The organism is Actinoplanes sp. NPDC051537 (assembly GCF_055586105.1).
Window position 1 is genome coordinate 11,072 of record NZ_JBVJIU010000012.1, and the last position, 12,258, is coordinate 23,329.

Annotated in this window: 10 protein-coding genes and 1 pseudogene; 6 read left to right on the top strand and 5 right to left on the bottom strand. The window is 69.2% G+C overall.

Annotated features, from left to right (window positions below):
• Window positions 1-1,656: 1,656 nt before the first annotated feature.
• Window positions 1,657-2,919, bottom strand: a pseudogene (locus ACZ6TB_RS28070) (serine/threonine-protein kinase); the annotation flags it as partial.
• A 101-nt stretch (window positions 2,920-3,020) separates the two neighbouring features.
• Here ACZ6TB_RS28070 and ACZ6TB_RS28075 point away from each other — a divergent pair.
• The 5 genes from ACZ6TB_RS28075 to ACZ6TB_RS28095 all read left to right on the top strand — a co-directional run bounded on the left by ACZ6TB_RS28075 (window position 3,021) and on the right by ACZ6TB_RS28095 (window position 7,056).
• On the top strand, window positions 3,021-3,218 hold the full coding sequence (locus ACZ6TB_RS28075; RefSeq protein WP_465558672.1) for an acyl-CoA carboxylase epsilon subunit: 198 nt from the start codon (window positions 3,021-3,023) through the stop codon (window positions 3,216-3,218).
• 125 nt (window positions 3,219-3,343) lie between these two features.
• Complete coding sequence (locus tag ACZ6TB_RS28080) at window positions 3,344-3,772, top strand: hypothetical protein (RefSeq protein WP_465558674.1); 429 nt, start codon at window positions 3,344-3,346, stop codon at window positions 3,770-3,772.
• Window positions 3,772-5,202 (top strand): hypothetical protein, encoded by a 1,431-nt coding sequence (locus ACZ6TB_RS28085; RefSeq protein WP_465558675.1) that lies wholly within the window; start codon window positions 3,772-3,774, stop codon window positions 5,200-5,202. The genes ACZ6TB_RS28080 and ACZ6TB_RS28085 overlap by 1 nt, the downstream gene beginning before the upstream one ends.
• A gap of 57 nt (window positions 5,203-5,259) precedes the next feature.
• Complete coding sequence (locus tag ACZ6TB_RS28090; RefSeq protein WP_465558677.1) at window positions 5,260-6,369, top strand: S8 family serine peptidase; 1,110 nt, start codon at window positions 5,260-5,262, stop codon at window positions 6,367-6,369.
• A gap of 72 nt (window positions 6,370-6,441) precedes the next feature.
• The gene (locus ACZ6TB_RS28095; protein ID WP_465558679.1) at window positions 6,442-7,056 is read left to right on the top strand and encodes a Maf family protein; all 615 of its coding nucleotides are present in this window, start codon (window positions 6,442-6,444) and stop codon (window positions 7,054-7,056) included.
• 8 nt (window positions 7,057-7,064) lie between these two features.
• On the opposite strand, the gene ACZ6TB_RS28100 is transcribed toward ACZ6TB_RS28095, so the two are convergent.
• From ACZ6TB_RS28100 to ACZ6TB_RS28110, 3 genes are read right to left on the bottom strand one after another with little or no spacing between them, the layout of a single operon-like run.
• Window positions 7,065-7,820: an ABC transporter permease gene (locus ACZ6TB_RS28100; RefSeq protein ID WP_465558681.1), complete on the bottom strand. Its 756-nt coding sequence runs from the start codon at window positions 7,818-7,820 to the stop codon at window positions 7,065-7,067.
• Between the two features lie 3 nt (window positions 7,821-7,823).
• Window positions 7,824-8,768 carry an ATP-binding cassette domain-containing protein gene (locus tag ACZ6TB_RS28105; RefSeq protein WP_465558682.1) on the bottom strand — a complete coding sequence of 315 codons (945 nt, stop codon included), beginning with the start codon at window positions 8,766-8,768 and terminating at the stop codon, window positions 7,824-7,826.
• Window positions 8,769-8,810: 42 nt separating this feature from the next.
• Window positions 8,811-9,395, bottom strand: coding sequence for a PadR family transcriptional regulator (locus tag ACZ6TB_RS28110; protein WP_465558684.1), 585 nt, complete (start codon window positions 9,393-9,395; stop codon window positions 8,811-8,813).
• A 44-nt stretch (window positions 9,396-9,439) separates the two neighbouring features.
• On the opposite strand from ACZ6TB_RS28110, the gene ACZ6TB_RS28115 reads away from it, so the two are divergent.
• Window positions 9,440-11,188, top strand: a complete 1,749-nt coding sequence (locus tag ACZ6TB_RS28115; RefSeq protein WP_465558686.1) for an acetyl/propionyl/methylcrotonyl-CoA carboxylase subunit alpha — start codon at window positions 9,440-9,442, stop codon at window positions 11,186-11,188.
• A gap of 311 nt (window positions 11,189-11,499) precedes the next feature.
• Here the strand turns inward: ACZ6TB_RS28115 and ACZ6TB_RS28120 are convergent, their stop codons facing one another.
• On the bottom strand, window positions 11,500-12,240 hold the full coding sequence (locus ACZ6TB_RS28120; protein WP_465558688.1) for a TetR/AcrR family transcriptional regulator: 741 nt from the start codon (window positions 12,238-12,240) through the stop codon (window positions 11,500-11,502).
• Between the last annotated feature and the right edge of the window lie 18 nt (window positions 12,241-12,258).

A 12,258-nucleotide genomic window follows, 5' to 3' on the forward strand; every position in this document is an offset into this window, starting at 1 on the left:
GCCGTTCCAGTCCTCGGGCGACACGTACCAGCTGAGCGAGTACGCCCGGCTGTCGTCGACCCGGATGTTGCGCTTCACCGCGTGCTGCGGGTTGCCGCTGTTCGTGGTGTACGTGAACTCCCAGTCGGCGGCGGAGTCGAAGTCGCGGTAGGTGACGCGGTCCAGCCGGATGTACCCGTAGTTGCGGTAGCCGCCACGACGGGACGCCTCCTGGGTCTTCCAGTCCTGGTAGGCGTCGGCCTGCGGCGAGCCGGACCGGTCGACGATCAGCAGGCGGTTGTTCCAGCGGAACTCGAGCGAGGAGCCGCTGCCGCCGGAGATCTTCGCGCCGTTCGGGATCGGGATCGTGTAGCCGGGTGCGCTGCCGGAGGCCTTCTGGGTGTAGATGCGCCAGCCGGCGGGCAGCGTGAGGCCGGCCGGGGCGCTGGACGCCGGCGGGGCGGCGCTCGAGGGGGTGGTGGTCTTGGTTCCGCCGCCGGCGGGCTGCTGGGCCGTGCTGCCGGTGGCGGACGGCTTGCCGTTGCCGGCGCCGGCCGCGGTGGGTGCGGTCGTCGGCGTGGCGCCCGGGTTGTCGTCCTTGCCGAAGGCCTTGACGCCCAGCGTGATCACCAGGATCAGGACGAGCAGCAGGATGCCGGCGCCGATGCCCGCCTGGGGATAGGTCAGCCGGGTGCCGAAGATGGTGACGCCGCCGCGGGAGGTGCGGGGCACGTCCATCGGGCGCCAGGCCGGGCGGGTGGAGCGGTTGATCGGCGGGACCGGGGAGACGGGCTCGATCGCCTCGTCGTCGTCCTTGTCCTGCTGAGGGGCGGTCGGTTTCCCGGCTTCCCTCTCGTCGGCCTCGTCGGCGTCGTCAACCGGCTCGATCGTCTCGGGCGCGGTCGCCTCGGCGTCGGCCGTCTCCGGCTCCGCTGCCTCGGCCTCCGCTGCCTCGGCCTCGGTCGCCTCGGCCTCGACCGTCTCGGGCTCGGCCGTCTCGGGCTCGATCGTCTCGGGCTCGGCCGTCTCGGGCTCGGCCGCCTCGGGCTCGGTCTTCTCGCCCTCGGCCGTCTCCGGCTCGGCCGTTTCCGGTTTCTCCGCCTCGGTGTCGACCACGGCCTCGGGGGCGCCGTCGGGCTGCTGCTCCGGCTCGACCGGGGTCTCGGCCTCGACCTTCTCCTCGGCCTTGGGCTCCGGCTTCGCCTCGGCCAGTGCGGCCGCCTTGGCCTTCTGCTTTGCGGAGAGCTTCTTCGGCGTCTGCTTCTTCGGCGGGGGCACGATCGTGGTCGCGTCGGCGGACGGGACCACCAGCGGGCCGACCTTCGTCGTGGCGTCGACCGGGCCGACGACCGTGGTGGCGTCCGCGGGCGCGGCGTCGATGCGGTTGACCAGGGCGGTCGCGTCGGCCAGGGACTGCTCGTGCTCGGGGGCCGCCTGGCCGCGGCGGTTGGCGGCCACGTCGGCGGCGGTGAAGCCACCGGCGCCACGGCTGGTCACGGCCGGCGGCGTGGTGGGCGGCGGCGAGGCTTGGCGCGCGGCCTGCGGCGTCTGGCGGGCGGCGGGCGGCGGCGCTTGACCAGCGGCCGGCGAGGTTTGGCGGGCAGCGGGCGGCGGCGCTTGACCAGCGGCCGGCGAGGTTTGGCGGGCAGCGGGCGGCGGCGCTTGACCGGCGGCCCGCGGCGCGGCGGGCGGTGCCTGGCGGGCGGCGGGCGGCGGCGTTTGACGGGTCGCCGGCGGCTGACCGGGCGTGATCGGGGCCGCTTCGCGCGTACCAAATCGTGGTTTGTCATCTCGGACCGCAGGCGTGTCCACCCGCGTGGCATCGAGGCGCGGGGGTTCGGCCTTGGGTCCGTCGACGCGCGTGGGCCGATCGGCCGGCGGACGCCCCACCTGGGCCTTACCCGGCACATAGACCGGCGGCCGGCCCTCGCCGGCCGCCGGGCGTCCCCCCGACACAGACGGCCGACCCGGCGGATCGACCGGCCGGGCAGGCGCCACGGGAGGCCTCGGACCGGGCACCACCGGGGTCGAACCGGTCGGAGCCATCAGGCCACCCACGCGGTCACGGCCCACACCCGGACGGCGCATGGTCGGACTCATCGGGAAGGCGAGTTTCGTACGGCGGCCGGCCGCGCGGTTGAGCAGGCGCTCGGCCTCCTCCGCGTTGATCCGGTGCGTCGGGTCCTTGCGCAGCAGGCCGTTGAGCACCGGCTTGAGCGGGCCGGCGTTGCGTGCGGGCGGCGGGTTTTCGGTGGCCAGCGCCGCGAGCGTGGCGATCGCCGACGGGCGGGCGAACGGCGACGTGCCCTCGACCGCGGCGTAGAGGGTGGCGCCGAGCGACCAGAGGTCGGCGGCGGGACCGGCCGTGCCGTCGCGCGCCCGCTCGGGAGCGATGTAGGCCGGGGAGCCGAGCACGAGGCCGGTGCGAGTCACGTTCGGGTCGCCGGGGACGGTCGCCAGGCCGAAGTCGGTCAGCACGACCCGGCCGTCGGCGCCGAGCAGCACGTTGCCCGGCTTGACGTCGCGGTGCACGACGCCGGCGCGGTGCGCGGCCCGCAGCGCGCCCAGCACACCGAGGCCGATCTCGGCGGCGCGGACCGGATGGAACGGCCCGTCGGCGGCGAGCGTGTCCTGCAGCGAGCGGGACGCCACGTACTCCATGACGATCCACGGGTCGGCATCGGTCCGGAGCACGTCGAAGACACGTACCACGTTGACGTTGTTGAGCCGGGCGATCGCCCGCGCCTCGCGCAGTGACCGCTCGCGCATCTCCTGCCGCTCACCCGGAGTCAGACCGGGCGGCGGAACCAGCTCCTTGATGGCCACGTCACGGTGCAGCACGACATCGGTCGCACGCCAGACGCGACCCATCCCGCCCTGACCGAGCGGCGCGACAAGCCGGTAACGGTCAGCGACAACGGCTGGGGGAGAAGAAGACATCACGCAGAAAATACCCGGTCATGTCCAGGGACAGCGAATCGATCAGCCGAGTGTGGGACGCGTGTCACCGGACATCCCCCACGACGTCGTACGCTCGGTCGATGGATGAGGAACCGCTGGTCAGGGTAGTCCGAGGCGCCCCCACCGATCTTGAGCTGGCCGCGCTGGCCGCCGTGCTCGCGGCCCGATCCACCTCGTTGAATGCAATTTCCCCCCGACGAGCCCCATCATCCTGGACAACATCGGCAAGGTCATCGATGCGCCCCACCACCTGGCGCCAGTCGACACTGCCCCGATAGATCACCGCTCATCGATAGTTTCCGGCTGTCCACAGGGTGCCGCGGGGTTGGCGGGGAGCGACTACGCTCACGGATGCGTTGGCGGTTGTCCGGCGTCACATTAGTTCCGTCGGGGGAGGCGAGCGATGATCCCAGATGAGGACCGCGGCCCATCATGGCTGCGCGACTACGGCTACACGGACTTCAGCCAGATCGAGGCCGACATCGAGGCGATGGAGCACTTCGCCGCCAAGTTGTCCGCCAACGTGAAGGACAACTACGCCCCGCACCTGACCACCGTGACAGACGCGATGTCGACGAAGTTGCCCGATCCGCCTAGCGAGTTCATCGAGTTGTTGACGTTCCTGTTCGTCCACAACGAGGCCCAAGATGTCGCGCACCAAAACGTCTATAACTACGCGAACAAGACTCAAGGCTTCGCGACGGCAGCCACGGACATCAGCAAGGAATACCGCGGCTCGGACGCCTTCTCGCACGCGAAGGTGAGGGACGTAGACAAGGCGTTCGACAAGGTGGGCATCCCGCCTGAGCGGTCCGACGAGGGAGTGGCCTGATGCTGGAAGCAGCCGGCGGTGGCGGCGGCACCCCGTGGGAGTCGATGACCATCGACAAGATGCAGTCGCTCATCCAGAATCCGAACACTGACGCGCAGTGGAACTTGGTCGACGGATGGACGAAGTCGGCCGAACTACTCAGCGAGCACCGATTCCAGGTACAGGGCTACCGCGACAATCTTGCCGCGGCATGGCCCCCCGAAAAGAGCTCGGCTGCGGCGGCCTACATCGCCCGCCTTGACGACTTGATCAAAAACCTTTCCGACACATACGAAGCATCCCTGGCAAACCACGATGCCATCTCCTCAGTTACCGGGTCGATCTACCAGGCCCAGGTCCAGATGGACAAGATTTACCAGGAGTACAAGAACAACGAGACTGCGCTGAACACCTACAACACCAAGTTGCAGCAGCAGCAAAGCAGTCCCGATCCCCAGCCAAGCCCGAGCCCAAGTGGCGAGGAGCCGCCGGTCGCCCCTGGCCGCCAGGAGGCGCTTCGACTCCAAGCAGTGACTCTACTCAGCGGCGTGAGCTCCGACTTAGCCCAGGCCCAGTCTCGAATCGTCAGGCCAATCCCTTACGGCAAGACAGATGGCATCGAGGATGACAAGTCGATAAGCGATGGCAATACTTACACCGCACCGCTTATCCCGCCCATTACGCCTAGCTTCGCTAATGACAGCTCCACCTCGAGTTCCACGAACTCCTCCCACGCCACGGCGTTCCCGACGTCGACGCACACAACCTTGCCTGCACCTGTCACGCCGCCCAGCGGCGGCACCCAGCCTGGTCTCGTCCTTGGTGGGACGGCCCAGCCAATCTTGTCTCCGCCGACTACCGGCATGAATCCGCTCACTCCAGCCCTGCCGGGCGGCGGAGGCGGCACGATTTCCAACCCCGGCCTCCTTCCGCCGAGCACCGGTCTTCTACCAGGGAGAACTTCGTCCTTGGCGCCAGGCGCGCCCGGGGTCGGCCGCGGAATCGGAACGCCGCGTGAAAACCTCCTTCGACCGGGAAGTCGCATACCGGAGGGAGGAATGCGAGCAATTGCGCCTGGCGGCGTAATTGGCGGCACGCCTGCCATCGGAATCGGGCAGCCCGGCGCTGGGCGAGCAGGGCTCGGCGCGCCAGGCACTGGTCGAGCTGGCACGCGGCGCGTCAACCCCGTTGGCGGAGTCATCGGCGAGGGCGAAGGCGCTCTCGGATCACGCCGCGGAGTCGGCGTAGGCGCGATGTCCGCGACTGAACACCCGATGGCAACCAGCATGTATGGGCAGGGCGGAAGCCGTCGATCCGGCCGCCACGACGAAACCGGCAGTGCGCATTGGGATCCCGATAACCCGTGGGAAACCGCTGAGGGCGTGGACCCCGTGGTCCTGCCGGCCCGAGAACAGCGCATTGACCCAGGACCTGCGATTGGACTCGGCTAAACAATGCTTTCCCGAGCAGCTGCGGCCGCAGGGGGTTTCATCCTTGCGGCCGCTATTGTGCTTCAAGCTGATCCCGCGAATGCCGACAGCTTTCGCAATGATCAATGGTATCTGAAGAGCCTAAAGATTCCTCAGGCACAAGCCATTAGCAGGGGCGCCGGCGTAACTGTCGCTGTGATCGATACCGGCGTTTATCCACACCCCGATATTCGACGGAATCTTCTCGCGGGCATCAATCTCATACCAGGCGGCAAGGGTGACGGACGCCAGGATCAAGACGGCCATGGAACGAACATGGCAGCGCTTATCGCGGCCCACGGAAAGAATAGTAATGACGGCGTCCTAGGCGTCGCACCTGCGTCGAAGATCCTGCCGATAAAGATCGGCAACGACGCCAACAACATGTCTACCGAGGCTTTGGCGACCGGCGTCCAATGGGCTGCCAGCCACGGAGCCAAGGTCATCAACGTCTCCGCCGAGACTGGGCCAGCAACCGAACTTGTTGATGCCGTGAGTTCCGCGATCAAATCTGATGTAGTCGTAGTCTCTGGTGCTGGTAACGTTAGCAAGCAGGCCATAATCGGATACCCTGCCGCGGTTGAAGGCGTTCTCGTAGTAGGGGCGACCGATCGGAGCGGGAAACACGCATCCTTGTCGGTCGTTGACAAAAAAGTTCAAATCTGCGCTCCAGGCGTAGATATTACTACGGCAGAGCCTAAAGACCGGTATGCCGATGCGGACGGAACTTCTCTCTCTACAGCAATAGTTTCCGGTGCCGCAGCCTTGGTCCGAGCAAAATTTCCTGATCTTACGGGGCCTGAGGTCATCCATCGCCTTACGGCCACCGCAGACGACATTGGGCCTGCCGGGCAGGACGATCAGTGCGGGTTCGGAGTCCTGAACGTGGTCAGGGCATTGACTGCTGACGTGCCGCCGCTAGGAAAGCCCACCGGCGCTCCCACTCAAACTGCCTCAGGCGCCGCCGCCGGCAGCGTGCCCCCCGGGTACATCGATCCCGGCGCTACCACCGCCGCCCAGGCGCCTCAAGCTGAGGAAAACTCGTCTTCCTCCAGCGCGCTCCCCCTCGTTTTTGGGGTTTTGGCCGGGCTTCTTATCGCCGGCGGCGCCGTCGCCTTTCTTGTCGTTCGGCGGCGCCGGGGGTTCTGACTTGGGAAAAGCTGGTCGAAACGCGCGCTTCTGTGGCCCTTTGCGGCGGGTGGGGTCTGTAGCCTCCTAGAGGTGGGAAACGACATCGCGTACCGGTTGGTGCTTGCCTCGGCTAGTCCGGCTCGGCGGGGGCTGCTGACGGCGGCCGGCATTGACGCTGAGGTGATGGTCAGCGGGGTGGACGAGTCGACCGTCGAGGCCGAGGACGCGTTCGAGCTCTGCCTCGCCCTTGCGCGGATGAAAGCGCGGACTGTGGCGGCCGATCTGCCGGCCGATCCGGGGATTCTGGTGCTCGGGTGTGACTCGGTGCTGGCGTTCGAAGGGGAGATCTTCGGCAAGCCGGCCGACGCCGCCGAGGCCGCTAAGCGGTGGGCGATGATGCGTGGGCGGTCCGGCGTGCTGCACACGGGGCATCACCTCACGGGGCTGGTCAGTGGCAAGCAGGCCGAGGCCGTGGGCACGACCGTGGTGCACTTCGCCGATGTGACCGACGCGGAGATCGCGGCCTATGTGGCCACCGACGAACCCCTCAACGTTGCCGGGTCGTTCACGCTCGACGGGCGCGGTGGGGCGTTCGTCGAGCGCATCGAGGGCGACCCGGGCAACGTCATCGGGTTGTCACTTCCGCTGCTGCGCAAGCTCCTCATCGAGATGGGCGTCTCGATCACGGATCTGTGGCGGGCGTAGAAACAAGCTCAGCGCACGCTTCGGGCGAACTCCCGCGCCGCCCAGCCCACGGCCGCGGCGGCCAGGACGGCCATGATCAGTAGGCCCTGCCACACATCGGACGATCCGAGATCGCCTCGGAACAACGCGCGCGTTCCGTCGACGGCCCACGAGAACGGGTTCCAGTCGGCGATTCCCTGGAGCCACCCGGGCGCGTACGTCAATGGCAGCAGAATGCCCGAAAGCAGCAGCACCGGCTGAGCCACCGTGTTCATCAGCGGCGCCAGTGCGTCCTCGCTCTTCACCTTCAGCGCCACCCCGTAGCTGACGGCCGAGGTCATCAGCGAGATCAGGGCCAGCATCAGGTAGGCCAGCAGCAGGTTGCCGAGGAACACCCGCAGGTCGAAAAGCAGCGCCAGCAGCGTGATGATCACGGCCTGGGCGATCAGGGACACGACGTCGCGCAGGGAGCGGCCGAGCAGCAGCGCCAGGCGGCTGACGGGGGTGACCCGGGAGCGCTCGATCACGCCGGCGCGGAGCTCGGCGATCAGGCCGAAACCTTGGAACAGGCCCCCGAAAATGGCCAGCAGGACCAACAGGCCGGGCACGAATATCTCGTACGCCTGCGCGTTTGAACTCACCCCGAGAGCGGGCTTCAGCAGCGGGGCGAACAGCAGCAGGTACATCACCGGTTGAAAGACGCCGACGAAGATCCAGACCGGGTTGCGCAGCAGGAGTTGCATCTGGCGCTGGAAGATCAGCGAAGTGTCGCGGAAAAGTTTCATGGCTCAGCTCTCCCGCAGGGATCGGCCGGTCTTGGTCAGGAAGACGTCGTCGAGGCTGGGCCGGTGCAGCTCGATCGTGCCGAGTGGCACGTCGGCCGCGTCCAGCGCGCGCAAAATCTGCGGGATCGCCACGGCACCGTCCTCGACATAGAGCCGCACGCTGTCGTCATGTTTCTCGATCTTGTAGTCCGCGAGAGCTGCCGCCGCCGCGTCGACAGCTTGCACGGGCAGACCGACGCGAACGACATCGCCGGAGATCTCGCGCTTCAGATCCGACGGTGTCCCGGACGCGACGATCTCGCCGTTGTCCATGATGGAGATGCGGTCACACAGGGCGTCGGCCTCGTCGAGGTAGTGCGTGGTGATGAAGACCGTCATGCCCTCCTCGCGGAGGCGGCGCACCTCGTCCCACATGTGCGCGCGGCTCTGCGGGTCGAGGCCGGTGGTCGGCTCGTCGAGGAAGACGACCCGGGGCTCGTGGATGATGCCGAGCGCGATGTCGACCCGCCGACGCTGGCCACCTGAGTACGTCTTGCACTTGCGGTCCGCGTACTCGCTCAATTGAAAGCTCTCGAGCACCGCCGCGGCACGTGCTTGGGCCGACGCCTTGCTCGCGCCGTAGAGGCGCGCCTGAAGCACGAGCTCCTCACGCGCGGTGGAGTCGTCCCAGGTGCTGCCGCCCTGCGCCACATATCCGATGCGCCGGCGCACCTCGGCCGGGTCGGACCGCAGGTCGGCGCCCGCGATCGTGGCCGTGCCCCCGTCGGGCTCGATCAGCGTGGCGAGCATCCGCAGCGTGGTGGTCTTGCCGGCTCCGTTCGGCCCGAGGAAGCCGAAGATCTCACCTTCGGAAACGTCGAGGTCCACGCCGCGTACGGCCTCGACGATCTTTTTCTCACGCCCCTGGCGTGACGTGAACGACTTGCGCAACCCGCGAGTCTCTATCATGCGGGCAGCGTACGGTGTTCAAGTTTTATTAGTCAAACTTGATTATTGAGCGGATGGCCATCCGGCATCGGGCGCATCGGGCATGTACGGCTCGCCGCCCTCGATCTTCGACGCGATGCTCTCGCACCAGGCGATCTCCGCCGCCGCCCGGTTGATCTGCAGCTCCCACATCCAGTTCACGAAGACCGGCTTCTTGTGCGCCCAGTCGGCCGCCATCGCCGCCGCCAGCTGCTCCACGCCGGCCCGCAGTTGCGTCGCCCGATTGCGCAGGGCGGCCGCCGCCTCCGTCCGCGGGAGCGCCGGCAGGAACGAGAACGCGGCCATGAACGGGTCGGGCGCGGGAGCAATGCTCCACCAGTTGCCCCGCAGAAGCGACTGGAATTCGGCCTTGCCCTTCTCGGTGATCTCGTACGACGTACGCGCCGGCCGGCCACCGACCTGCTCGGTGCCGACCTCGCGGAGCAGGCTTTCCTCGCTCAGCTTGCGCAGCGCGTGGTAGATCGACCCGGGTTGCACGTTGGCCCATTTGTCCGCGTTCCAGCTGAGCAGCTCGCGCCGCACGTCGTAGCCGTGGACGGGCTGCATCCACTGCACCAGCCCGAGAATCATCATGCGCGTAGCGGACACTACTTCAGAGTAGAACTGTCGGACGCTGGCATTAAGCTCAGGCCGTGCGCAAGGTATTGATCGCCAACCGAGGCGAGATCGCCGTCCGGGTCATCCGGGCCTGCCAGGACGCCGGCCTCGCCAGCGTCGCCGTCTACGCCGACAGCGACCGCGACGGTCTGCCGGCCCGGCTCGCCGGCGAGGCGTGGGCGCTGGGCGGCGACACCGCGGCCGAGAGCTACCTGCGAATCGACAAGCTGCTCGACGTCGCGGCCCGCAGCGGCGCCGACGCGGTGCATCCGGGCTACGGCTTCCTCTCCGAGAACGCCGAGTTCGCCCAGGCCGTGATCGACGCCGGGCTCACCTGGATCGGCCCGACCCCGCAGGCGATCCGCGACCTCGGCGACAAGGTGACCGCCCGGCACATCGCCCAGCGCGCCGGCGCCCCGCTGGTCGCCGGCACCGCCGAGCCGGTGGCCGACGCGACCGAGATCGTGGCGTTCGCCGAGGAGCACGGCCTGCCGGTGGCGATCAAGGCGGCGTTCGGCGGCGGCGGCCGGGGGCTCAAGGTGGCGCGCACCATCGAGGAGATCCCGGCGCTGTTCGAGAGCGCGACGCGCGAGGCGGTGGCGGCCTTCGGGCGGGGCGAGTGCTTCGTCGAGCGCTATCTCGACCGCCCGCGGCACGTCGAGGCGCAGGTGCTCGCCGACACGCACGGCAACGTGGTGGTGGTCGGCACGCGCGACTGCTCACTCCAGCGCCGCCACCAGAAACTGGTCGAGGAGGCGCCGGCGCCGTTCCTCAGCGACGCCCAGCGCGCCCAGATCCACTCGAGCGCCAAGGCGATCTGCCGCGAGGCCGGCTACCACGGCGCCGGCACCGTCGAATACCTCGTCGGGCAGGACGGCACCATCTCGTTCCTCGAGGTCAACACGCGACTCCAGGTCGAGCACCCGGTCAGCGAGGAGACGGCCGGGCTCGATCTCGTGCGCGAGCAGTTCCGCATCGCCGACGGCGCCGCGCTGGCCATCACCGAAGACCCCGTCCCGCGCGGGCACGCGATCGAGTTCCGCATCAACGGCGAGGACCCGGGCCGCGGCTTCCTGCCGGCGCCCGGCACGGTCACGTCGCTGACCTGGCCCTCGGGTCCCGGCGTGCGGGTCGACGCGGGCGTCGAGCCGGGCAGCGTGATCGGCGGCAACTTCGACTCCCTGCTCGCCAAGATCATCGTGATCGCCGCGACCCGCGAGGAGGCGCTCGAGCGGGCCCGCCGCGTGCTCGACGAGACCGTGGTCGAGGGCATCGCGACCGTGCTGCCGTTCCACCGCGCGGTGGTGCGCGACGAGGCGTTCACGTCCGAGCCGTTCACCGTCCACACCCGATGGATCGAGACCGAGTGGGCGGGCGGCGTGGAGCCGTTCGGCGCGGCCGCGGCCTCCGGCACGCCGGCCGAACGCGAGACCGTCGTGGTCGAGGTGGGCGGCCGGCGACTCGAGGTGAGCCTTCCCAAAGACCTATTCACCGGTACGCGCACAGCCGCACCCACGAGACCGACGGCGCGCCGCTCGACGAGCGCGGCCACGGCCGCGGGTCCCGCCGGCGCGGGCACACTGACCGCCCCCATGCAGGGCACGATCGTCAAGGTGGCAGTCTCCGACGGCGACGAGGTGCAGGAGGGCGACACCATCGTCGTGGTCGAGGCCATGAAGATGGAGCAGCCCTTGCAGGCCCACAAATCGGGCACGGTCTCGGGCTTGGCGGTCGAGGTAGGCGCCACGGTGACCGCAGGCACGGTGATCTGCGCAATCGACTGACGCCCGCGAGGGAGAGATCGCGGGCCGATAGCGCGGCGTGAGCGCCGTGCGGCCGGCCTGTGTGGGCCGCACAGCGTAGGCCTGTCGCGGCGCAGAGCGGCTGGCCAGCCCCAGCACCGCCCAGCACAGCGCGGCGTGGCGCACCGCGGCGCAGCGTGGGCGCGGGCGGGCGCGGCGCGAGGGTGCGCGGCGTGGCGCGGGCGTGGCGCGGGCGTGGCGCAACGCGGCGCGGGCCTGGCGCAACGCGGCGCGGGAATGGCCCAACGCGGCGCGGGAAATGGCTCAATGCGGCGCGGGCATGGCGCGGGGCTCTACGGCGCGTAGTGCCGATTCAGCTCGGAGAACAGGTGCCGGGCCGTCTCGGCGGGGTCGAGGTCTCGGTCGGGGAAGGCGCCGCTGAGCCAGAGCGTGGCGAACCCGTGCGCCATCGACCAGGCCGCCAGGCCGGCGGTGCGCACATCGGACGGCGCGGTCTCGGCGGTGCCGGGTCTCGCGGGCCGGGCGGCGACATCCGCTGGGTGCTGCGCGTCCGACTCGCCGTCCGCCGCCCCGGCTGGCCGGCCGGCGGCGGTGGTGGTGGCGGCGGTGGCGCGAGCGGAAGCGGGGGCCGCGCCGCGGGGCGAGGGCGGGGCCAGGAAGCCGTCGGGCAGGTCGGAGACGGCGGCGTACAGGGCATCGGCCGCCTTCGCCCGCGCGGCCAGCAGGTCGGGGTCGGCGGGGTGGTAGAGGTCGGTGCGGAACATCACCTCGAACATCGGCCTCCTCGTCACGGCGAAGCGGATGTACGTGACGCCCAGCTCGACGAAGCTGTTGCTGGCCAGGCGGGACGTGGCCAGGGCCTTCGCGAGCTGCTCGAAACCCTCGGTCGCCAAGGCGGTGAGCAAGCCCGCCTTGTCGCCGAAATGGTGGGTGGGGGCGGCATGCGAGACGCCTGCCCGGCGGGACAGGTCGCGCATGCTCAGCGTGGCCACGCCGGTGTCGGCGATCGCTTCCTCCGCGGCGCGCAGGAGGGTGCGGCGCAGGTCGCCGTGGTGATAGGGCATGGACGGCATTTTAACTAGCCGCTGACA